The sequence below is a fragment of the Micromonospora sp. NPDC005203 genome (genome assembly GCF_042872705.1).
Taxonomy (GTDB): Bacteria; Actinomycetota; Actinomycetes; order Mycobacteriales; family Micromonosporaceae; genus Micromonospora.
Genome location: NZ_JBIAKV010000012.1, coordinates 152089 through 173860, shown reverse-complemented (window position 1 = coordinate 173860; position 21772 = coordinate 152089). Strand labels below are relative to the sequence as shown.

The window sequence follows — 21772 nt, the reverse complement described above, 5'->3', positions numbered from 1 at the left end:
ACCTGCGGAGCTGCACAGCAGCACGAGGGAGGAGACGGGATGACACCGGATTCACTACGGGCCGCGCTGCGAGGCGTACCGGATCCCGATTGGCTGGACACGGCGCTGCGCCGGGTCACGACCGAGCCCACCGCGATCACCCGGCTCTTCCCCGCCGCCGGACGACGCTGCGGTCGGGCCGCGCTGCCCGACGCCCCCGGCTGGACCGCCGACGACGCGGCCCGCGTGCTGCTGCTCACCAGCCTGCCCGGCGACCACGCGGCACACGCCGAAAGCCTCTACCAGCACGGTGACGCCGCCGAACGGCGAGCCGTGCTGCGGGCCCTGCCGCTGCTGCCGATCGGCGCCGCCGGAGTGCCGCTGCTGCACGACGCGATCCGCACCAACGACACCCGGCTGGTCGGTGCGGCCCTCGGCCCGTACGCCCGGCACCTCGACCCGGCCGCCTGGCGCCAGGCCGTGCTCAAGTGCGTGTTCAGCGGTGTGCCGTTGGCGGTGGTCGCCGACCTGGAGACCCGAGCCGACGGGGAGTTGGCCGCGATGCTGGCGGCGCTCGCCGCCGAGCGGCACGCCGCCGGCCGGGACCTGCCCGCCGACGCCACCGAACTGCTCGACCGGCTCACCGCCGCACTGCCCCGAGAGGCGTGACATGCGTATCTTCGACCCGCACATCCACATGACCTCGCGCACCACAGACGACTACGAACGGATGGCCGCCGCCGGCGTACGCGCCGTGGTCGAGCCGTCGTTCTGGCTGGGTCAGCCACGCACCAGCGCCGCCTCGTTCACCGACTACTTCGACTCGCTGATCGGCTGGGAGCCGTTCCGGGCCGGGCAGTTCGGGGTGCGGCACTTCGCCACCGTGGCCCTGAACCCCAAGGAGGCCAACGACCCGCGCTGCCGTCCCGTGCTCGACCTGCTGCCCCGCTACCTGGACAAGGACGCGGTGGTGGCGGTCGGCGAGATCGGGTACGACTCGATGACGCCGGAGGAGGACGAGGCGTTCGCCGCGCAGCTCGCCCTCGCGGTGGCGTACGACCTGCCGGCGCTCGTGCACACCCCGCACCGGGACAAGGCGCGCGGATGCGAACGGACCCTCGCCGTGGTCGCCGAATCCGGAATCGAGCCCGGCCGGGTGGTGGTCGACCACCTCAACGAGGTGACCGTCAAGCTGGTCCGGGACAGCGGCTGCTGGTTGGGCTTCTCCATCTACCCGGACACCAAGATGACGCCGCAGCGGATGGTCGAGCTGCTGCGCGAGTACGGCACGGACCGGATGCTGGTCAACTCGGCGGCCGACTGGGGACGCTCCGACCCGCTGCTGACCCGGGCCACCGGTGAGGCGATGCTGCTGGCCGGGTTCAGCGACGACGAGGTCGATGCGGTGCTGTGGCGCAACCCGGTGCAGTTCTACGGGCAGTCCGGCCGGCTCGACCTCAGCGACCTGGACGTCGCCGAGAAGGTGGATCCGCAGACGGGCAACTCGATCCTGCGCGGCGGCAGCTGATGCGGCTGCGACACGCTGGTGGCGACACCGTCCACCTCAGTTACTGCACGAATGTGCACCCCGCCGAGGACCTCGCCGGCATCCTCGGTCAACTGGACACCTACGCCGTGCCGGTGCGCGAGGCGCTCGGCAGTGACCTGCTCGGGCTCGGCCTGTGGCTGGCCGCCCCGGTCGCCGCCGAGTTGGCCGCCGACCCGACGCTGCGCCGCCGGCTGCGCACCGAGCTGGACGCGCGCGGGCTGGAGGTGGTCACCCTCAACGGCTTCCCGTACGCGGCCTTCCAGGCCCCGGTGGTCAAGCAGGACGTCTACCACCCGGACTGGACCACCGAGCAGCGACTGACGTACACCCTGAACCTGGCCCGGGTGCTCGCCGACCTGCTGCCCGACGACGCGGCCCGGGGCTCGATCTCCACGCTGCCACTGGCCTGGCGTCAACCCTGGGACACCGCTCGGGCCGACGCGGCCCGCGGCCGGCTGGACCAGTTGGCGGCCGGCCTGGCCGCCGTGCAGCGCGACACCGGCCGCGAGGTGCGGGTCGCCTTCGAGCCGGAGCCGGGCTGCGTGGTGGAGAGCACGGGCCAGGCCGCCGAGCTGCTGTCCGGGATGGACACCGAGCGGTTGGGCGTCTGCGTCGACCTGGCCCACCTGGCCTGCGCGTGGGAGGAACCGGCCGAGGCCCTGGAGCGTCTGCGGGCGGCGGGGCTGCCCGTGGTGAAGGTGCAGGTCTCCGCCGCCGTCGAGGCGGCCGACCCGGCCGGCGGGGCCGACGCGCTGCGCCGCTGGGTGGAGCCGCGGTTCCTGCACCAGACCCGGGGCGCCGGCTGCGCGGGCGGGGCCGACCCGGCCGACCCGGCGTACGCGGCCGACGACCTGGACGAGGCACTCGACCGGGAGCTGCCCGGCCCGTGGCGGGTGCACTACCACGTGCCCCTGCACGCCCCACCCGAGGAGCCGCTCGGCTCGACCCTGCCGGTGCTCCGCACGGCTCTGAGAGCGCTCTTCGACGCGCCGACCGCCGGCTGTGACCACCTCGACGTCGAGACGTACACCTGGGGGGTGCTGCCGGCCGCACGACGGCCCGGCACCGACGCGGAGCTGGCCGCCGGCATCGCCGCGGAGCTGACCTTCGCCCGAGACGAGTTGGTCGGCCTCGGCCTGACCGCAGAGCGAACCGTGAGCATGGGGGTGACGCGATGAGCCGCCGACTGGTGGTCCTCGACGTGGTGGGGTTGACCCCACGGTTACTGGCGCACATGCCCCGGCTGCGCGGGGTCGCCGACGGCGGCTTCCGGGCCGAGCTGGGCACCGTGCTGCCCGCCGTGACCTGCTCGGTGCAGTCCACCTTCCTCACCGGCGAGCCGCCCAGCGGGCACGGGATCGTCGGCAACGGGTGGTATTTCCGGGAGCTGGGCGAGGTGCTGCTGTGGCGGCAGCACAACGCGCTTGTCGGCGGGGAGAAGCTCTGGCAGGCGGCCCGCAAGGCTGAGCCGGGCTACACCGTGGCCAACGTCTGCTGGTGGTACGCCATGGGCGCGGACGTCAACTGGACGGTGACGCCCCGACCGGTCTACTACGCCGACGGACGCAAGGAGCCGGACTGCTACACCGACCCGCCGGAGCTGCACGACGCGCTCACCGGGCGGCTGGGCACGTTCCCCCTGTTCACCTACTGGGGGCCGACCGCCGGACTGCCGTCGTCGCGGTGGATCTGCCAGGCGGCCGAGCAGATCCTCGCCGACGTGTCGCCCGACCTCACCCTGGTCTACGTCCCGCACCTCGACTACGACCTGCAACGGTTCGGACCGTCGTCGGCCCAGGCCGCCGCCGCGGCGGCCGAGCTGGACGCGGTGCTCGGGCCGCTGCTGGACGCCGCCCGCGCCCGGGACGCCACAGTGGTGGTGCTGTCCGAGTACGGCATCACCGACGTGTCCCGGCCGGTGGACGTCAACCGGTTGCTGCGCTCCGAGGGGCTGCTGCGGGTGCACACGCAGGCCGGCATGGAGTACCTCGACCCGTGGACGTCGAAGGCGTTCGCGGTCGCCGACCACCAGATCGCGCACGTCTACGTCAAGGACCCGGCCGACGTGCCGGCGGTGGCGAAGCTCTGCGCCGGCCTGCCCGGGGTGGCCGAGGTGCTCGACGCCGACGGCAAGGCCGCGCACGGGCTGGACCATCCGCGCGCCGGTGAGCTGGTGCTGGTGGCCGAGCCGGACTCCTGGTTCACCTACTACTACTGGCTGGACGACGATCGGGCGCCGGACTTCGCCCGCCTGGTGGAGATTCACCGCAAGCCGGGTTACGACCCGGCCGAGTTGTTCTTCGACCCGGCCAACCCCGGTGCCGCGAAGGCCCGCGCCGGGGTGGCCCTGGCCCGCAAGAAGCTCGGCATGCGGTACCTGATGAGCGCGGTCGGCCTGGACGCCGGTGCGCGGGCGGTGAAGGGCTCACACGGGCGGCTGCCGGACGACCCGGCGGACGCCCCGGTCCTGCTCTGCTCCGACCCGGCGGCGGCCCGGGACAAGATCGCCGCGACCGAGGTCAAGGCGCTGCTGCTGGAACTGGCCGGGCTGCGTGACGGCGGGCCGGGGGAGGGGTCGTGACGGTGACCGTTGCGCCCGCCGACGCCAGCGGGCTGCGGGCACGCTTCGACGCCGAACTGGCCGGGTTCCTCGAACGGCAGGGTCCGGACTGGCCCGACGGCGCGCCCCGCGGGGTGTTCACCGCCCTGCAACGGTTCGTGCTGGCCGGTGGGAAGCGGATCCGCCCGCTGTTCTGCTACTGGGGCTGGCGCGGGGCGGGGGCACCCGACGGCACCCCGATCGTGGTGGCCGCCGCCGCGCTGGAGTTGTTCCACGCGTTCGCGCTGATCCACGACGACATCCTGGACGGCAGCGACCGCCGCCGGGGCGAGCCGTCGGTGCACCGGCTCTTCGCCGACCTGCACGCCCGCTCGTCGTGGCGCGGTGACCCCGAGGCGTACGGGCGCAACACCGCCCTGCTCTGCGGGGACCTCTGTGCGGCCTGGTCGGATCAGATGTTCCACGAGTGCGGGCTGAGCACCGAACAGGTGCACCGCGGGTACGGCGTGTTCGCGCTGATGCGCACCGAGGTGATCGCGGGGGAGTACCTGGACCTGGTCTCGGGTGTGGGTGACGGCTCGGTGGCCAGCGCGCTCACTGTGATCCGGATGAAGGCGGCCCGCTACACGGTGACGCGGCCGTTGCAGATCGGGGCGGCCCTGGCCGGCGCGGGGCCGGAGCTTATCGCCGCGCTGGGTGAGTTCGGTGACCCGTTGGGTGACGCCTTCCAACTCCGCGACGACGTGCTGGGCGTCTTCGGGGACCCGGCGATCACCGGCAAGTCGATCCTGGACGACCTGCGTGAGGGCAAGCCGACGGTGATGATGGCGTTGGCCCGCAGTGCGGCCGACCGGGGACAGATGGCCCGCCTCCGGGAGCTGTTCGGCAACCCGGCGTTGGACGCCGAGGGCGCTGCGGAACTGCGCGGGATCATCGAGACGACCGGCGCCCTGGAACGGATCGAGCAGATGATCCGGGTCCGGACCGAGGCCGCGCTCGGTGCCCTGAAGAGCGCCCTGGTGGTGGACGAGGCGCGCGCGGCGCTGATTGCGCTGGCCGGACAGGCGATCGACCGCCACGCGTGATCGCCGACTTTCGAACAGATCGACGAAAGTTGGCGTAGAACCACCGGAAGGTATGGACACATCGACACCCACAATTTAGTGTCGTGACCAACACCACAATGTTTCGTCGAGGTGAACCGGCGGCGCGGTAACCCATCGACCACCATCACCGCTACGGCATCCGGCGCGACGGCGCGCGCCCGCCTGGCAGTCACTCGTCAGGAAGGGGCAGCACACATGTCCATCAAGGACGCTCCACGCCATCGATCTCGACGATGGTCCTCCGCCGGATCGGCGCTGCTGCTGGCGGTCGCCGCCGGCACTGTCGCATTCGCCGCCGGCTCGGCCCCCGCACAGGCGCACACGATCGTCGCCAGCGACTTCCAGCAGGTCGAACTCGCCCGTGGCGTCACCGACATGGGCGAGCCGATGTCGCTGGCCGTGCTGCCGGACCGCTCGGTCCTGCACACCGCCCGCAACGGCACCCTGCGCCGCACCGACGCGAGCGGCACCACCTCAGTGGTCGGCACCCTGTCGGTCTACAACCACGACGAGGAGGGGTTGCAGGGCGTCGGGGTCGACCCAAACTTCGCCAGCAACCGGCAGATCTTCCTCTACTACGCGCCGCCGCTCTCCACCCCCGGCGGCGACGCGCCGGCCACCGGCACCGACTTCTCCGCCTGGCAGGGAGTGAACCGCCTCTCCCGGTTCACCCTCAACGCCGACTTCACGATCAACCAGTCGAGCAAGGTCGACGTGCTCGACGTGCCGGCCGACCGTGGGCTGTGCTGCCACGTCGGTGGGGACATCGACTTCGACGCCGCCGGCAACCTCTTCCTGTCCACGGGTGACGACACCAACCCGTTCGAGTCCGCCGGCTACTCGCCGCTGGACGAGCGCACCAACCGCAACCCGGGGTACGACGCACAGCGCAGCGCCGGCAACACCAACGACCTGCGCGGCAAGATCCTGCGGATCAAGGTGAACGCCAACGGCTCGTACTCGATCCCCTCGGGCAACCTGTTCGCGCCCGGCACGGCCAGGACCCGGCCGGAGATCTACGCGATGGGGTTCCGCAACCCGTTCCGGATCAGCGTGGACAAGGCCACCGGTGTCGTCTACGTCGGTGACTACGGGCCGGACGCCGGCACCACCAGCTCCACCCGCGGGCCGTCCGGCCAGGTGGAGTTCAACCGGGTCGCCGCGCCGGGCAACTACGGCTGGCCGTACTGCACCGGCACCAACACCTCCACCGAGACGTACAACGAGTGGGACTTCGCCAGCAACGCCAGCGGGGCGAAGTACAACTGCGCCAGCGGGCCGACGAACAACTCGTTCCGCAACACCGGCCTGACCACCCTGCCGCCGGCCCAGCCCGCCTGGATCCGGTACGCGGGCGACGCCGGCACCCCGACCGAGTTCGGCGGCGGCTCCGAGTCGCCGATGGGTGGCCCGGTCTACCGGTACAACGCCTCGTCGACCTCCACCACCAAGTTCCCGCAGTCGTTCGACGGGCAGTTCTTCGCCACCGAGTTCGGCCGGGGCTGGATCAAGCCGATCCACGTCAACTCCGACGGCTCCCGGGGCACCATCGACACCTTTCCCTGGGTCGGCAAGCAGGTGATGGACTCGGCCTTCGGCCCGGACGGCGCGTACTACGTGCTCGACTACGGCACCGGCTACTTCAACGGCGACGCCAACTCGGCGCTCTACCGCTTCGACTACGTCGGCAGCGGCAACCGGGCACCGACCGCGGTGGCCAGCGCCAACCGGACCTCCGGTGCGGCACCGCTCGCGGTGACGTTCTCCTCGGCGGGCTCGTCCGACCCCGAGGGCGGCGCGCTGACGTACTCGTGGGCCTTCGGTGACGGGACCAGCTCGACCGCCGCCAACCCGACGAAGACGTACTCCACGAACGGCACCTACACCGCCACGCTGACCGTGCGGGACCCGCAGGGCGCCACCGGCAGCAGCAGCGTGCGGATCAGTGTCGGCAACACCGCGCCCACGGTCACCATCAACAACCCCGGCAACGGCCAACTGTTCAGCTTCGGCGACACGGTGCCGTACAGCATCACGGTCACCGACCCGGAGGACGGCGCGATCGACTGCACGAAGGTCAAGATGACCTACGTGCTCGGGCACGACCAGCACGGGCACCAGATCACCTCGAAGACCGGGTGCTCCGGCTCGATCACCATCCCGGTCGACGGTGAGCACGACGACGCGGCGAACATCTTCGCGATCTTCGACGCCGAGTACACCGACGCCGGTGGCCTGACCACCCACACCCAGCACACGCTGCCGCCGCGGCACCGGCAGGCCGAGTTCTTCGGCACCTCGTCCGGGATCAACGTGTTCAGCAAGGCCACGGCCGAGGGCGGCAAGACCGTCGGCGACATCAACAACGGCGACTGGATCGCGTTCCAGCCGTACCGGCTGGGCAACGTGACCTCGTTCAACGCCCGGGTCTCCTCGGCGGGCGCCGGTGGCACCCTCCAGGTCCGGGCCGGCTCGGCCACCGGCACGGTGCTCGGCTCGGCCACGGTCCCGGTGACCGGCGGCTGGGAAACCTTCGCCACCGTGACCGGCACGATCACCAGCCCACCGACCGGTACGACCACGCTCTACCTGACCTTCGCCGGGTCGGGCACCGGGGCGCTCTACGACCTGGACGCGTTCACCTTCGTCACCGGCACGCCCCCCACCGGCGGGGCTGGCCCGATCAAGGGTCTCGGCGGCAAGTGCCTGGACGTGCGCAGTGGCGCCACCGCTGACGGCACGCAGATCCAGATCTACACCTGCAACGGCAGTGCGGCGCAGACCTGGGCGGTCACGCCGAACTCCACGATCAAGTCGTTGGGTAAGTGCCTGGACGTCGCCGGCGCCGGCACCGCCGACGGCACCAAGATCCAGCTCTACACCTGCAACGGGACCGGCGCGCAGAACTGGGCCGCCCAGGCCGACGGCACGCTACGCAACGCGGCGTCGGGCAAGTGCCTCGACGTCTCCGGCAACAGCTCCGCCGACAGCACGGCGGTCCACCTGTGGACCTGCCTCGGCGCGGCCAACCAAAAGTGGATCCTGCCCTGAGCTGAGTGGTGGGGCCCCTCGTCACCGCCTACGGTTGGGCGAGGGGCCCTTCCTAACCGCAGTTAGGAGAGCGATATGCGCAGACGCCTGCGACCCGTCCTCGGTGCGGCCCTGGCCGCACTCGCCGTCATCGCCTGCACCACCCCGGCCAGCCCGGCCAGCGCCGCCGACGCCCCGTACGACGTGCTGGTCTTCTCCAAGACCGCCGGTTTCCGGCACGACGCGATCCCGGTCGGCATCCAGACCATCCGGGACCTGGGCGCGGCGAACAACTTCACGGTCACCGCCACGGAGGACGCGAACACGTTCACCACCTCCAACCTCGCCCAGTACGAGGCCGTCGTCTTCCTCAACACCACAGGCGACGTGCTGAACGCCAGCCAGCAGACCGCCTTCGAGTCGTACATCGCCTCCGGTCGCGGTTACGTGGGCGTGCACGCGGCCTCGGACACCGAGTACGACTGGCCGTTCTACGGCAACCTGGTGGGCGCGTGGTTCGCCTCGCACCCGGCCATCCAGCAGGCCAACGTCAAGGTGGAGGACCGGGGGCACGCCGCGACCGGTCACCTGCCGCAGACCTGGACCCGCACCGACGAGTGGTACAACTACCGCACCAATGCCCGCTCGACCGCCCACGTGCTCGCCACGCTCGACGAGTCGTCGTACTCCGGCGGCGGCATGGGCGCCGACCACCCGTTGAGCTGGTGCAAGAGCTACAACGGCGGCCGGTCCTTCTACACCGGGGCCGGGCACACCCAGGCGTCGTACGCGGAGCCGGCGTTCCGGACCCACCTGCTCGGTGGCATCCGGTACGCCTCCGGTCGGAGCAAGGCCGACTGCCGGCCGGAGACCGGTTACACCCCGCTCTACAACGGCTCGACGACCGGCTGGTCGCAGGCCGGCCCGGGTAACTTCACCAACTCCGACGCCACCCTGACCTCGGTGGGCGGCATGGGGTTGTTCTGGTACAACGCCAAGCAGTTCACCAACTACTCGCTGAAGCTCGACTGGAAGATGGCCGGGGACGACAACTCCGGCATCTTCCTCGGCTTCCCGCCGTCGAGTGACCCGTACTCGGCGATCAACAACGGCTACGAGGTCCAGATCGACGCCACCGATGCGGTCGACCGCACCACCGGCTCGATCTACACCTACAAGGCCGCCGACACCGCGGCCCGCGACGCGGCGCTGAACGCGCCGGGGGAGTGGAACACCTACGAGCTGCTGGTCGAGGGCGAGCGGCTGCAGGTCCTGCTCAACGGGGTGAAGATCAACGACTTCACCAACACCGACCCGGTCCGCTCACTCGCCGGCCACATCGGCATCCAGAACCACGGCACCGGTGACGACGTCGCGTTCCGCAACATCCGGATCAAGGAGCTGGGCACCACCCCGACGCCCACCGGCACGATCCAGGCCGAGGCGTTCAGCTCGGCCAACGGCGTCTCCGCGTTCACCAAGGAGGGCGCCAACGGTGGGCAGACCCTCGGCTACATCGAGCCGGGTGACTGGGCCGCGTACAACGGGGTCAACCTGACCGGGGTCACCTCGTTCACGGCCCGGGTCGTCTCCGGCGGGGCGGGTGGCGCCATCCAGGTGCGTACCGGCTCGGCCACCGGCCCGGTGCTCGGCACTGTCGCGGTGCCCAACACCGGCAGCTGGTCCACGTACGCCAACGTCACCACCGCGCTCTCCAACGTCCCGTCCAGCACCCAGAACCTCTACCTCACCTTCACCGGTAGCGGCACGGGGCTCTTCGACCTGGACGACTTCACCCTGGTCAAGGGCGGCGGCGGCACCCCCGGCGTCGGCCCGATCAAGGGCCTGGCGGGCAAGTGCCTGGACGTGCGCGGCGGCGGTACCGCCGACGGCACCCAGATCCAGCTCTACACCTGCAACGGCGGCACGGCGCAGAACTGGACCGTGTCCGGCTCGACCATCAAGGCGCTCGGCAAGTGCCTGGACGTCAACGGTGGTGCCACCGCCAACGGCACCAAGATCCAGCTCTGGACCTGCAACGGCAGCGCCGCGCAGAACTGGGCGGCCCAGTCCTCCGACAGCAGCCTGCGCAACCCGTCGTCGGGCAAGTGCCTCGACGTCTCCGGAAACAACTCGGCGGACAGCACTGCCGTACACCTCTGGACCTGCCTCGGCGCGGCCAACCAGAAGTGGACCCTGCCCTAACCAGCTAGAACGGGTGGGGCCGACGCCCACAGGCGTCGACCCCACCCCCCCACCCCACCCCCGCGCCCCACCCCACCCCCGCGCCCCACCCCACCCCCGCGCCCCACCCCGCCCCCGCCGCGCCGATCTTGCACTTTCTGTCGGGACATATGCCCACAATGCCGACTCTTCGGCGACACAAAGTGCAAGATCGGCGCGGCGCGGCGCGGGGCGGGGCGGCGTGGGGCGGGGCGGCGCGGGGCGGGGTGGGGCGGCGCGGGGTGGGGTGGGGTGGGGTGGGGTGGGGCGCGTTCTGGCGACGCGGGGGGCCGGCGCACAGCCGACTGCCGTACCTTGACCTGCATGGGGCGGTTCGCGCAGTGGCGCGGAATGGTGCTTGAGCAGGGGCATCGGCTGCGCGGTGCGCTTCGGCGCCCGGAGGAGCTGGACGACCCGTTCGATCCGACGGGCAGTCTGAACCGCCTCGACGCGCTGGTGGAGGGCTTTGCCGCCGGTCAGCCGGTGCGGTGGAGCCTGGCCGGTCAACCCCGGCCGTTGCCGGGACCGGTCGACGCGGTGGCGTACCGGATCATCGAGGAATCGTTGACGAACGCGGGCCGGCACGCTCCCGGCGCGCCGGTCGCGGTCCGCCTGCGCTACGACGCCACGGGCATCACCATCGAGGTCCGCGACGAGGGCACCGGCGCCCTGCCGTTCAGCGGTGACAGCCAGGACGCTGGGCGGGGTCTGCTCGGGGTACGCAGGCGCGCGGAACGCCTCGGCGGCACGTTGTCCGCTGGCCCGCGCGCCGGTGGTGGCTTCACCGTGCGGGCCGCCCTGCCGGCGCCCGAGGAACTGGCCGAATGATGATCGCCCCGCAGGGCTTTCGCAATCGGGTGCCACGGAAATAGGGTGGGGGCGGCGACCGTGCTGGTGGCCGGTGACCCGGTGGGAGGCGCAACCCGCCGGGCCCAGGTGCGTCCGCACCCACCGGTGACCACTCGGTGCCGCGTACGTCCGGTCACCCTCGCCCCGGTCCGCACCTGGAATCCCCCATGACAACAGGGGAGAAGAACAATGGCGCGACCCATCACGCTCTTCACCGGCCAGTGGGCCGACCTACCTTTCGAGGAGGTCTGCCGGCTCGCCTCCGAGTGGGGCTACGACGGTCTGGAGATCGCCTGCTGGGGCGACCACTTCGAGGTCGACAAGGCGCTCGCCGACGACTCGTACGTCGAGCGCAAGCGGGAGACCCTCGCGAAGCACAACCTTGAGGTCTTCACGATCTCCAACCACCTCGTTGGTCAGGCGGTCTGTGACCACCCGATCGACGAGCGGCACCAGGACATCCTGCCGGGCCGGATCTGGGGCGACGGGGAGCCCGAGGGGGTTCGTCAGCGGGCCGCCGCGGAGATCAAGGACACCGCGCGGGCGGCGGCGAAGCTCGGAGTGAAGACCGTCGTCGGCTTCACCGGCTCGTCGATCTGGCACACCCTGGCGATGTTCCCGCCGGTGCCGCCGTCGATGATCGAGCGCGGCTACCAGGACTTCGCTGACCGGTGGAACCCGATCCTCGACGTGTTCGACGAGGTCGGGGTGCGGTTCGCGCACGAGGTCCACCCCAGCGAGATCGCGTACGACTACTGGACGACCAAGCGGACGCTCGAGGCGATCGGCAACCGGCCCGCGTTCGGGCTGAACTGGGATCCGTCGCACTTCGTCTGGCAGGAGCTGGACCCGGTGAACTTCATCTTCGACTTCGCCGACCGGATCTACCACGTGGACTGCAAGGACGCGAAGGTGCGCACCGGCGACGGCCGGCGTGGCCGGCTCGCCTCGCACCTGCCCTGGGCCGACCTGCGCCGCGGGTGGGACTTCGTCTCCACCGGGCACGGCGACGTGCCCTGGGAGGACTGCTTCCGCGCGTTGAACGCGATCGGCTACACCGGCCCGATCTCGGTCGAGTGGGAAGACGCCGGAATGGACCGGCTGGTCGGCGCCCCGGAGGCGTTGCAGTTCGTCCGTCGGCTGGCCTTCGACGCACCGAGCGCCGCCTTCGACGCGGCGTTCAGCAGCAAGGACTGACCGCACCTCGGACAGACCACGGGCCGGTCGCCCTGCGGCGACCGGCCCGTCGACGTGCGATTGGTCAGAGCGTGCTGGCGTTCGTGCCCGAGCCGGACGGCTTGGTGCGGGGGTTGTTGGTGGACGACGGCGACCCGGAGGTCGTGCCGACCGTGCTGGTGCCCGCCTTGGCGCCCACGGTGGCGGGCGTGCCGGCGAACGCGTCGTCGGCGGCGGTCAGCTCCTGCGTGCCGGTGCTGCCGTTACCGGTGCCCAGCTTCTCGCCCAGTTTGGTCTGGCCGAGCTTGTCCTTGCCCTCGCTGTAGAGCTTGTTGGCCTGGGCCTGCGCGACCCCGGCCGCCTCCTGGACGGTCGGGTGGTCGAGCACCTTGCGGCCCCGAACAACGAGCTCCTCGTACTTTTCCCGGCCGGCACGGGCGCCCAGGACGAATCCCGCAGCCAGCCCGCCAAGAAACATGATCTTTCCGCGCATGGCGGCTCCTTCCGTACCTGACGCGCCGTCGCCCCGGCGAGTTGCCCCGTCGGAAGGCGACCTGTTCGCGCCTGCGTCCTCTGTCCGTAGCTAACTACCCATCCTGCTCTCCGCTCAAGCATGCTTGTGCCGGGATGGCGAATTACCCCAATTGTCGATACGTTGCGAGGCCTGACCTGCACCCCTTGATCATCGGAAGGTGCGGCGGAACCCACTGGACCGCCACCGGGGGATGTCCTGTATTCTTTTCCCGTCGCACGGTGCCGGCGTGATCCGGAGGCGCGCGATGCACGATCCCCTGTAGCTCAATTGGCAGAGCAGCCGGCTGTTAACCGGCAGGTTATTGGTTCGAGTCCAATCGGGGGAGCCTCTCCACAAACGCCCGTCGGCCTGCTGCCGGCGGGCGTTCCCGTACCCCCACCCCACCCCCGACCCTCCCCGCCTGTGCGCAGGGGCCGGCATTCGAGGCAGCAACATCCCCGAAGTTGCGACGATCTTGGCGCGGGGCGCGGGGCGCGGGGCGCGGGGCGCGGGGCGCGGGGCGCGGGGCGCGGGGCGCGGGGCGCGGGGCGCGGGCGGAATGAGAGGTTTGGCCCGCTAAGGGCTACCCGGGCCGGCAGGATGGTCGATGTCGACCGCTGCGTCGATCCAGCCGGGGGGAGTGCCGATGTCCGGACGAGGCGGCAGGGCCACGCTGATCGCGGTGGCGGTCGTGCTGGCCTGGCTGGTAATCGGCGGCGTGGCCGGGCCGTACGCCGGGCGACTCAGCGAGGTCGCCACCAACGACAACGCCGCCTTCCTGCCCACCGACGCCGAGGCGACCCGCGCCCAGGACCTCACCGGCGACTTCGTCGACAGGCAGACCATTCCGGCGCTTGTCGTCTACGAACGGCCGACCGGGATCACCGACGCCGACCGGCAGCGGGTCAGCGCGGACGCCGCCCGGTTCGCCCAGGTGCCCGGCGTGCTCACCCCGTTGCCCCCACCCACACCGAGCGAGGACGGCCAGGCCCTCCAGGTCGTCGTGCCGGTGGACGACGCCGAGGGGGAGGAGATCGGCTCGGTCGTCGACCAGCTCCGCGACATCACCGGCGGGGACCGGGACGGGCTCACCGTGGACGTCTCCGGACCCGCCGGCCTCCTCGCCGACCTGATCAAGGTCTTCTCCGCCATCGACGGGCCACTGCTGCTGGTCACCCTGGTGGTGGTGCTGATCATCCTGTTGGTGGTCTACCGCAGCCCGGTGCTCTGGGTCTTTCCGCTGCTCGCCGCCGGCATGTCGTACGCCCTGGCCTCGGTCTTCGTCTACCTGCTCGCCGACGCCGACGTGGTGAAGCTCAACGGGCAGGCGCAGGGCATCCTCACCGTGCTGGTCTTCGGTGCCGGCACCGACTACGCGCTGCTGCTGATCGCCCGCTACCGAGAGGAGTTGCACCGCCACGCCCGACCGTGGGACGCCATGCGGACCGCGTGGAAGGGTGCCGCGCCCGCCATCATCGCCTCCGGCGGCACCGTCATCGTCAGCCTGCTCTGCCTGCTGCTGTCGAGCCTCAACTCCAACCGGGCGCTCGGCCCGGTCGCCGCCATCGGCATCGCCGCCACCCTGCTGGTGATGCTCACCTTCCTGCCCGCGCTGCTGGTGCTCGGCGGCCGGTGGGCGTTCTGGCCGCGACGACCCCGGGAGGACCAGGCCGACCCACGCGCCGAGCACGGCCTCTGGAGCCGCATCGCCGGTTTCGTGGCCCGGCACGCCCGACCGATCTGGCTGAGCACCGCCGTCGTGCTGGCCGTCCTCACGCTGGGTCTCACCCAGCTCGGCGCCACCACGCTCGGGCAGTCCGACCTGTTCACCCAGCGCACCGACTCGGTGGACGGCCAGGAGGTGATCGCCCGACACTTCCCGGCCGGCACGGGCAGCCCGGCCACCATCTTCACCACCGAGCGGACCGCCCAGCAGGTCGCCCAGGTGGCGAAGGACGTGCCCGGCATCGCCGACGTCCGTCCACTCACCGCCGGCGCGCAGATCGGGCCACCCGACCCGAGCGCCACACCCAAGGTCGTCGACGGACGGGTGCAACTGGAGGCCACCCTGGCCGACCCTCCCGACAGCGACGGGGCCGAGCGGACCATCCGGGAGCTGCGGGTGGCCGTACACCGGGTGCCCGGCGCGGACGCGGTGGTCGGCGGCTTCACGGCGATCAACGTGGACACCTCCGACGCCGCGAAGCGCGACCAGAACGTCATCATCCCGGTGGTGCTGGTGGTCATCGCGGTCATCCTGGCCCTGCTGCTGCGGGCGCTGCTCGCCCCGCTGCTGCTGATCGGCACCGTGCTGCTCAGCTTCGCGGCCACCCTCGGCCTCTGCGCGCTGCTGTTCCGGCACGTGTTCGACTTTCCCGGGGTGGACTCGTCGTTCCCGCTGTTCGCGTTCGTCTTCCTGGTCGCCCTCGGCATCGACTACAACATCTTCCTGATGAGCCGGGTCCGGGAGGAGTCGCTCAGGCGCGGCACCCGCGCCGGGGTGCTGGCCGGCCTCGCCGTCACCGGCGGCGTGATCACCTCCGCCGGCATCGTGCTCGCCGCGACCTTCTCCGCCCTCGCCGTACTGCCGCTGGTGATCCTCGTCGAGTTGGGTACGGCGGTCGCGATCGGGGTACTGATCGACACAATCATCGTCCGGTCGCTGCTGGTGCCCGCTCTCGCGTACGACATCGGGCCGAAGATCTGGTGGCCGGGCCGGTTGTCCCGGACGAACGGTGAGCGGGAGGCGCGCGATGCTGGCTGAGACGGACGTGGTCATCGTCGGCGGTGGCCTGGCCGGCCTCGCCGCCGCCCGCCGGCTGCACCGCGCCGGCGTGCCCTGGCGGCTGCTGGAGGCCAGCGGCCGACTCGGCGGCCGGGTCGCCACCGACGTCGTCGACGGCTACCTCATCGACCGTGGCTTCCAGGTGCTCAACACCGCCTACCCGCAGCTCGGCACGCTGCTCGACACCGACCGGCTGCACCTCGGGTACTTCACCTCCGGCGTGCTGGTGCGCAAGGGCGACGACCTGCTGCGGCTGGTCAACCCGTTGCGGGAGCCGACCGGCGCCCCCGGCACCGCGCTCGCCGGCATCGGCACCCTGCTCGACCGGCTGCGCTTCGCCGCGCTCGCGACCGGCTGCGCCACTCTGCCGGTGTCCCGGCTGCTCACCGCGCCGGAGACCAGCGCCGAGACGGCGCTGCGTCGGGCGGGCCTCTCCGACGCGATCATCGAGGAGCTGCTGCGGCCATTCCTGTCCGGTGTGTTCATCGACCGGGAGCTGGCCACCTCCAGCCACGTCCTCGCGGTGGTGTTGCGCTCCTTCGCCCGCGGCCGGATCGGCCTGCCCGCCGAGGGCATGGCCGCGCTGCCCCGGGCCATCGCCGATCCGCTCCCCGCCGACCTGCTCGACCTGGACACCCCGGTCGCGCAGGTCGCCCCCGGCCGGGTCCGCACCCAGGCCGGCGACATCCACTGCCGGGCCGTCGTGGTCGCCGTCGACCCGCCCGCCGCGCCCGCGCTGCTGCCGGCTCTGGCGACGGTACGCATGCACAGCTACACCACCTACTACCACAGCGCACCGGAACCGCCGCTTACCGAAGCGATCCTGCTCGTGGACGGCGACCGGCGGGAGATCGTGGCGAACACGGTGGTGCTCAGCAACGCCGCGACGACGTACGCGCCCGCCGGGCGGCACCTCGTGGCCACCTCGGTGGTCGGCCCGACCGCGCCACCCGAGCCGACCATCCGGGCCGAGTTGACCCGGCTGTACGGCCGATCCACCGCCGACTGGACGCACCTCACCACCGTGGCCGTCCCACAGGCGTTGCCCGCCGCACCGCCACCGCAGGGACGGCTGCGCAAGCCGGTGTCGTTGGGGGAGGGCCTGTTCGTGGCCGGTGACCACCGGGACAGCCCATCGATCCAGGGCGCTCTCGCCAGTGGGTGGCGCGCGGCCGGCGCGGTGTTGGACGAGCTGCGCGCCGGCTGACCGGCGTACCCGAGCACGCTGTTATATTCCTGTAGCCCATCGTGCTGGCGCAGACGTGGGCACCGGCCGGCGCGGTGCTGGCTGCTGATCGCCGAGCGGGATAAGATCCGGCGCGGTGTTTCGGGGCGGTAGCTCAGCCGGTTAGAGCAGGGGACTCATAATCCCTCGGTCGCGGGTTCGAGCCCCGCCCGCCCCACCACATGACTTGATCTCGCTCTTAGCCTGCGCTTCCGTGGTTCGCATGACCGAGACGCAGCCTCGTACCTGTCCTGGCCACCCTCGGTGTCCAATTCGGCGGTTAGATCGGCACCTGAGTCCCACCCCCGTACGAGCTGCCCTTCGACGGTGTCGAGGAACCACCACGCAGCATCCGTTCAGATCAGGGCGGCCCGCAAGCCGGCCACGCTTGGGACGACGAAGCCCTTGAAGACCTCGGGTCTCTGCCCCGAACTTCGGCCCTCCGCAGAGATCCGCCTCAGCCTCGGTGCGTCAGCCGGCGGCAGGAAACTCAAAGCCCTGCAGCGTAGGAATTTCCTCGCAGCGGCCCCAGTTCACGACCTGCGGCAGACCGTTTCTCAAGGCAGCGAGTGAGGCGGCGTCGACGTGGAGCCGGACGGTGGTGACCTCGCTGAGTCCGATGGCTTCGGCGGCGCCCGGCGCGAGGCGCAGGGTGAGTTGGCCACCGTCCAGCTCTGCCCCGAGCAGACCGCCGTAGTGCGTGCGGCCGTCGCCGGTGGTGAGGCAGTAGGTATCCATGTCGAGGCTGATGTCCTGCTCATCGGGTTCGTAGTCGGTGCGCTGGAACATCAGCGCGAACCCCGATCCGTCCGCGCCCTCGGCAAAGCCGGCCTCCACGACCTCGTCGTCTTCGTCATGCTCGAAGCCTGCGGCATGCGCGACGATCAGTGTCCGTTCGTGCAGGTGTGGTCCTCCGGGCCATACATCGCTGCGTGTGCAAGCTTCGCCGAGCCTACGGAAGAGGCGCTGCCGGGCCATCCACGGGCCAGTAGCCATCGCGCCGAGCGGTCGCGGGTGGACACGAGGCGTAGTCGTGCCGGCAACCATGAGCCGGCGTTTCGGGCATCACGACCGGTTGAGCCCGCTTTTCCACACTGACGCTCCATGCCGCCCGTCCCGCAGTCCGCATCTAGTCCGCCTGAGCTCGACTGACGGCGGCCGAGCGGTGCGAGAAGCGGTGCGGTCCGCCTGGTGGTGCCTCCGGCCACTCACGGCGCCTGAGCTGGGAAGACGCGAAACGATGTGGGCGGTACCCGAACCGCTTCCGTTACCTCCGCGTGCCACCTTTTCGGTGGAAGCGGTCGGTTCCCGCGTGGTCATCAGCGTTGTCGTCTGTGGGCCGGCGCGGTTGATCTCTCAGCTGGAGCGGGTTGCCGTGATGCCTCCGTCGACGGCGATCTCCGCGCCGTGGATGTAGCTGGCGTGGTCCGAGAGTAGCCAGGCCACCGCGTTGGCGGTGTCGTCGGGGGTTCCCGGGCGTCCGGCGGGGGTGCCGGCGGTCATCCGAGCGATGACGTCGCCGTCGGATGCGTTGATCGGGGTGCGCGTTGCCCCGGGGGAAACGGTGTTGACCCGCACGCCGCGGGGGCCGAACTCTGCGGCCCAGCTGCGGGCGAGTTGGATCTCGGCGGCCTTGGTCGCGGAGTAAAGCCCGACGAAGGGGTGCCCGACGTGGGCCATCCACGAGCCGATGACGACGATCGCGCCGTGGCCGCGCTCAGCCATTGCCGGGGCCAGCGCGGCGGTCAGGACGTGCGGGGCGCGGACGTTGACCGCGAGCGTGGCCTCCAGGTCGGTGTCGGTGAGGCTCACCGTGTCGACGGCCGGGCACAGGGCGGCGTTGTGGACCACCGCGTTCAGTCGACCACCGGCGGCCTCGGTGGCGGCGCGGGCGAAGTCCCGCAGCGCCTCGGGTGGGCTGGCCAGGTCAGAGGGCACGAACACGGCATGTCCGCCGCCGCCCTCGATGTCGGCGACGACGGCGGCGCCGCGGGTCTGATCGCGGCCGGTGACGACGACGTGCCATCCCTGCGTAGCCAGGGTCCGGGCGGTGGCGGCACCGATGCCGCTGGTGGAGCCGGTGATCAGGACGGTGCGGGTCTGCTCGGCGGAAGTCTCGGTAGAGGTCATGGTCCCCACCTCAGCGCGGACACGCGGCACGCACCAGGACGCGTGGTGCCTGGTCACGCCATGACCAGGTTCGCGTCGAGGTCTGCTCCTACAGTGGGTGTATGCCTGCTGACCGTGCTGCCCTCGGGGCGTTCCTGCGGTCTCGGCGTGACCGTCTGACCCCTGCCCAGGCCGGGATCGAGGCCTTCCCGGGCCCGCGCCGGGTGCCGGGTCTGCGCAAGGAGGAACTCGCCGTGCTCGCCGGGTTGAGCCCGGACCACTACAGCCGCCTGGAGCAGGGACGCCAGCACACCGTCACCGATGAGGTGGTGCAGGCGTTGTCGCGGGCGCTGCAATTGGACGAGATCGAACGCGCCCACCTGTGGGACCTGGCCGCCCCGACTTCGCGCCGGCGATGGGCGCGGCCGGAGGTCGCACAGCGGCCCGACCCGGGGATGCTGCGCCTGATGGAGGTGCTGAGCCACGTCCCGGTGCTGCTGCTGGGGCGCCGTACGCAGGTGCTGGCGCGAAACGGGCTGTTGGCCGCGGTGCTGGGGCCTGCTCTCGAGCCGGGGTCGTCGTTCGCGCGGTGGCTGTTCCTGGATCCCGACGCGCGGGTGCGGATCGTGAACTGGGCGGACTTCGCTGCCGCCGCGGTCGGGGCGCTGCGCTACGAGGTGGGACGCCACCCCGACGATCGGCGACTCGTCGAGCTGGTGCAGGAGGTGCGCAGCGGCGATCCCGACGTCGCGCAGTGGTGGGACGACCAGCGGGTCACCTTCCGCACCTCGGTGACCAAGCACCTGGCCCACCCGACGGCCGGACCGCTCACCTTCGGCATCGAGTCCCTCGTCGGGCCGCATGACCCCGATCAACGCCTGGTCGTCTACACCGTCGAACCCGACTCACACACGGCACAGGTTCTGCCCATGCTCGCCAGTTGGACAACCGAGCCGCAGGAGCCGAGCAGAGCGGGTGGACCAACGACCCGAACGACCACCCAGCCAGGGCATGCTGCGCTACCCGGGCGAGCCGGGTCGGGCTCATCGGGCCTCGTCCGAGGCTCGTGAGCCGGGCACAGGCAGCAGTAACGGGTTACCCGCGAATCGTGGCGTGTGGTTCGCATGGTGGTACCGCCGGCCCACCAGTGTGGCTACGTCGGGTCCGAAGATCCGCCGCGTCTGCTGTCACGTGGCCGATGCCTGATGAGGCCGAGCGCGAGGAGCACGAGCGCCAGGCCCCCAAGCGTCCACGTTGTTGCGGATCCGAACGCGCCGATGAGCTGGCCGAGGTACCCCACTGCGAGTAACAGGAAGGAGAGCCCAGCGTAGAGAAACCAGATCCCCGCATCGACCGACCGCCTCCACCGTCTCCCGGCAAAAGGCGACATGCGGCCAGTCAACAGGAGACGAACACCGTAGCCGGCAAGAACCAGACCGCCGACGCCCAACACCATTTGGAACAAGGTTCGGGGGTCCATGGATCTGCCTCTACCCGAGGGGCCTGGTCGGCAACCTGGTTGGTGCAAAGGCCGATCCGTCCCGACCGCAGCGCAGTCCGCATCCAGTCCGTGAGAGGTTGATGGGTGCTGGGGGATTGGCAGCCCGCCCGCCGGTCAGGTCTGGTACAGCACCGCCCGGTAACCCCACAACGCGGCGACGATCAGCACCGCGATCGCCGCCGCCGACGGCCACCAGCGACCACGCGGGCGGGCGAGGGCGACGACGACGGTCACCGCGTACAGCACCGCGACGACAGCCGTCCAGAGTGTTGCGGTGGACACCCGATCGGCGATCCGGCAGCCGGCAGGCGCGGGCAGGACGGTCGCGCAGACGTCAAGACGTGGTACGGCCAACCACCAGAAGCCAGCCGTGGCGATCGCCGCTATGGCGGTGGCCGCCGCGATCTTAAGCCACGAGCGGACGCGCACGGGCGTCCTCACCTCCGCAGGCTTATTCATAGGAGAAAATATATTCGTCGGCCTCGCCGTGGACCCACCTTGCCCGAAAAGCAGTCCCCCGGCACTGACGGCCATCAGCAACCGGGCGGGCTCAGGCCGAAGGAAGCCTCAGTCGGTGCCGGTTGGAGCGACAATGCCCGTACGCAGAATCGCGACCAGACGGCGGGCCTGCGCCGGGTCGGCGGTCAGGGCCGCTCCGCTGGCCAAGGTCAGCACGTCGGTGGCGGTGAGGTCGGGACGGAGTGCCGGCCGCGCGCGTCGGACAAGGCGATCGGCGATCGAGGTGATCGACGCGTGCCAGTCACGAAACAGCGTGGTACGCCTGTCGTCGGTGCCTTCCGTCGCGGCCAGGGCGAGGGGACGCTTGGTGGTCACGTGCACCACGAATTCGTCGAGCCAGGCGAACAGCGCGCTCGTCGGCTCCGCGGACCCCAACAACTGCTCGCCGCGCTGGCACAGTGCGGCGACCTCGTCGGCGTAGACGGCGACGAGCAGGTCGGCGCGCGTCGGGAAGTGGCGGTACAGGGTGGCGTTGCCGACCCCGGCGCGTCGGGCGATCACGTCGAATGCGACGTCGTTGCCCGCCTCGGCCAGTGCTTCACGGGCCGCGGCGACGAGCCGCGCACGGTTGCGGGACGCGTCGGAGCGCGGGCCACGCTTGCTATCCGGGGACATCCCCGCTTACGGTACCGGAAACCAAACGGGGA

17 protein-coding genes and 2 tRNA genes are annotated in these 21772 nt (G+C 71.1%); 14 read left to right on the top strand and 5 right to left on the bottom strand.

Annotated features, from left to right (window positions below):
- Window positions 1-39: 39 nt before the first annotated feature.
- From ACFYPM_RS24650 to ACFYPM_RS24610, 9 genes are all read left to right on the top strand, one after another.
- Entirely contained in the window at window positions 40-648 is a 609-nt protein-coding gene (locus ACFYPM_RS24650; RefSeq protein WP_387201228.1) for an EboA domain-containing protein, read from the top strand.
- A gap of 1 nt (window position 649) precedes the next feature.
- On the top strand, window positions 650-1507 hold the full coding sequence (locus ACFYPM_RS24645) for a TatD family hydrolase (protein WP_387201226.1): 858 nt from the start codon (window positions 650-652) through the stop codon (window positions 1505-1507).
- Window positions 1507-2706 (top strand): metabolite traffic protein EboE, encoded by a 1200-nt coding sequence (gene eboE / locus ACFYPM_RS24640; RefSeq protein ID WP_387201223.1) that lies wholly within the window; start codon window positions 1507-1509, stop codon window positions 2704-2706. Before ACFYPM_RS24645 ends, eboE begins: the two co-directional genes overlap by 1 nt.
- Complete coding sequence (locus ACFYPM_RS24635) at window positions 2703-4109, top strand: alkaline phosphatase family protein (RefSeq protein WP_387201220.1); 1407 nt, start codon at window positions 2703-2705, stop codon at window positions 4107-4109. The genes eboE and ACFYPM_RS24635 overlap by 4 nt, the downstream gene beginning before the upstream one ends.
- Entirely contained in the window at window positions 4106-5173 is a 1068-nt protein-coding gene (locus ACFYPM_RS24630) for a polyprenyl synthetase family protein (RefSeq protein WP_387201217.1), read from the top strand. Before ACFYPM_RS24635 ends, ACFYPM_RS24630 begins: the two co-directional genes overlap by 4 nt.
- A 216-nt stretch (window positions 5174-5389) precedes the next feature.
- Window positions 5390-8245, top strand: coding sequence for an RICIN domain-containing protein (locus ACFYPM_RS24625; protein ID WP_387201214.1), 2856 nt, complete (start codon window positions 5390-5392; stop codon window positions 8243-8245).
- Window positions 8246-8320: 75 nt separating this feature from the next.
- Complete coding sequence (locus ACFYPM_RS24620) at window positions 8321-10429, top strand: ThuA domain-containing protein (RefSeq protein ID WP_387201211.1); 2109 nt, start codon at window positions 8321-8323, stop codon at window positions 10427-10429.
- Window positions 10430-10771: 342 nt separating this feature from the next.
- Complete coding sequence (locus ACFYPM_RS24615) at window positions 10772-11275, top strand: sensor histidine kinase (RefSeq protein WP_387201208.1); 504 nt, start codon at window positions 10772-10774, stop codon at window positions 11273-11275.
- Between the two features lie 210 nt (window positions 11276-11485).
- Window positions 11486-12493: a sugar phosphate isomerase/epimerase family protein gene (locus ACFYPM_RS24610; protein ID WP_387201206.1), complete on the top strand. Its 1008-nt coding sequence runs from the start codon at window positions 11486-11488 to the stop codon at window positions 12491-12493.
- A 64-nt stretch (window positions 12494-12557) separates the two neighbouring features.
- Here ACFYPM_RS24610 and ACFYPM_RS24605 read toward each other — a convergent pair whose 3' ends face one another.
- Entirely contained in the window at window positions 12558-12965 is a 408-nt protein-coding gene (locus tag ACFYPM_RS24605; RefSeq protein WP_357244700.1) for a hypothetical protein, read from the bottom strand.
- Between the two features lie 294 nt (window positions 12966-13259).
- On the opposite strand from ACFYPM_RS24605, the gene ACFYPM_RS24600 reads away from it, so the two are divergent.
- The 4 genes from ACFYPM_RS24600 to ACFYPM_RS24585 all read left to right on the top strand — a co-directional run bounded on the left by ACFYPM_RS24600 (window position 13260) and on the right by ACFYPM_RS24585 (window position 17177).
- Window positions 13260-13332, top strand: a tRNA-Asn gene (locus tag ACFYPM_RS24600).
- 300 nt (window positions 13333-13632) lie between these two features.
- Complete coding sequence (locus tag ACFYPM_RS24595; protein ID WP_387201202.1) at window positions 13633-15750, top strand: MMPL family transporter; 2118 nt, start codon at window positions 13633-13635, stop codon at window positions 15748-15750.
- Complete coding sequence (locus tag ACFYPM_RS24590; RefSeq protein WP_387201199.1) at window positions 15740-16978, top strand: NAD(P)/FAD-dependent oxidoreductase; 1239 nt, start codon at window positions 15740-15742, stop codon at window positions 16976-16978. The genes ACFYPM_RS24595 and ACFYPM_RS24590 overlap by 11 nt, the downstream gene beginning before the upstream one ends.
- 122 nt (window positions 16979-17100) lie before the next feature.
- Window positions 17101-17177, top strand: a tRNA-Ile gene (locus ACFYPM_RS24585).
- A 290-nt stretch (window positions 17178-17467) separates the two neighbouring features.
- On the opposite strand, the gene ACFYPM_RS24580 is transcribed toward ACFYPM_RS24585, so the two are convergent.
- Together ACFYPM_RS24580 and ACFYPM_RS24575 are read right to left on the bottom strand one after the other, a co-directional pair.
- The gene (locus ACFYPM_RS24580; RefSeq protein WP_387201196.1) at window positions 17468-17974 is read right to left on the bottom strand and encodes an Imm10 family immunity protein; all 507 of its coding nucleotides are present in this window, start codon (window positions 17972-17974) and stop codon (window positions 17468-17470) included.
- A 378-nt stretch (window positions 17975-18352) separates the two neighbouring features.
- Entirely contained in the window at window positions 18353-19126 is a 774-nt protein-coding gene (locus ACFYPM_RS24575; RefSeq protein ID WP_387201193.1) for an SDR family NAD(P)-dependent oxidoreductase, read from the bottom strand.
- 101 nt (window positions 19127-19227) lie between these two features.
- Between ACFYPM_RS24575 and ACFYPM_RS24570 the strand changes: the two genes are divergently transcribed.
- On the top strand, window positions 19228-20175 hold the full coding sequence (locus ACFYPM_RS24570) for a helix-turn-helix transcriptional regulator (protein ID WP_387201190.1): 948 nt from the start codon (window positions 19228-19230) through the stop codon (window positions 20173-20175).
- 545 nt (window positions 20176-20720) lie between these two features.
- Here the strand turns inward: ACFYPM_RS24570 and ACFYPM_RS24565 are convergent.
- Complete coding sequence (locus tag ACFYPM_RS24565; protein ID WP_387201187.1) at window positions 20721-21047, bottom strand: hypothetical protein; 327 nt, start codon at window positions 21045-21047, stop codon at window positions 20721-20723.
- A 126-nt stretch (window positions 21048-21173) separates the two neighbouring features.
- Entirely contained in the window at window positions 21174-21740 is a 567-nt protein-coding gene (locus ACFYPM_RS24560) for a TetR/AcrR family transcriptional regulator (RefSeq protein WP_387201184.1), read from the bottom strand.
- Window positions 21741-21772 lie beyond the last annotated feature (32 nt).

Bases quoted from the DNA above. Each gene is read 5' to 3' on its own strand.
- ACFYPM_RS24650 (WP_387201228.1), top strand. From the start codon at position 40: ATGACACCGGATTCACTACGGGCCGCGCTGCGAGGCGTACCGGATCCC.
- ACFYPM_RS24645 (WP_387201226.1), top strand. From the start codon at position 650: ATGCGTATCTTCGACCCGCACATCCACATGACCTCGCGCACCACAGAC.
- eboE (WP_387201223.1), top strand. From the start codon at position 1,507: ATGCGGCTGCGACACGCTGGTGGCGACACCGTCCACCTCAGTTACTGC.
- ACFYPM_RS24635 (WP_387201220.1), top strand. From the start codon at position 2,703: ATGAGCCGCCGACTGGTGGTCCTCGACGTGGTGGGGTTGACCCCACGG.
- ACFYPM_RS24625 (WP_387201214.1), top strand. From the start codon at position 5,390: ATGTCCATCAAGGACGCTCCACGCCATCGATCTCGACGATGGTCCTCC.
- ACFYPM_RS24620 (WP_387201211.1), top strand. From the start codon at position 8,321: ATGCGCAGACGCCTGCGACCCGTCCTCGGTGCGGCCCTGGCCGCACTC.
- ACFYPM_RS24615 (WP_387201208.1), top strand. From the start codon at position 10,772: ATGGGGCGGTTCGCGCAGTGGCGCGGAATGGTGCTTGAGCAGGGGCAT.
- ACFYPM_RS24610 (WP_387201206.1), top strand. From the start codon at position 11,486: ATGGCGCGACCCATCACGCTCTTCACCGGCCAGTGGGCCGACCTACCT.
- ACFYPM_RS24605 (WP_357244700.1), bottom strand. From the start codon at position 12,965: ATGCGCGGAAAGATCATGTTTCTTGGCGGGCTGGCTGCGGGATTCGTC.
- ACFYPM_RS24595 (WP_387201202.1), top strand. From the start codon at position 13,633: ATGTCCGGACGAGGCGGCAGGGCCACGCTGATCGCGGTGGCGGTCGTG.
- ACFYPM_RS24590 (WP_387201199.1), top strand. From the start codon at position 15,740: ATGCTGGCTGAGACGGACGTGGTCATCGTCGGCGGTGGCCTGGCCGGC.
- ACFYPM_RS24580 (WP_387201196.1), bottom strand. From the start codon at position 17,974: ATGGCCCGGCAGCGCCTCTTCCGTAGGCTCGGCGAAGCTTGCACACGC.
- ACFYPM_RS24575 (WP_387201193.1), bottom strand. From the start codon at position 19,126: ATGACCTCTACCGAGACTTCCGCCGAGCAGACCCGCACCGTCCTGATC.
- ACFYPM_RS24570 (WP_387201190.1), top strand. From the start codon at position 19,228: ATGCCTGCTGACCGTGCTGCCCTCGGGGCGTTCCTGCGGTCTCGGCGT.
- ACFYPM_RS24560 (WP_387201184.1), bottom strand. From the start codon at position 21,740: ATGTCCCCGGATAGCAAGCGTGGCCCGCGCTCCGACGCGTCCCGCAAC.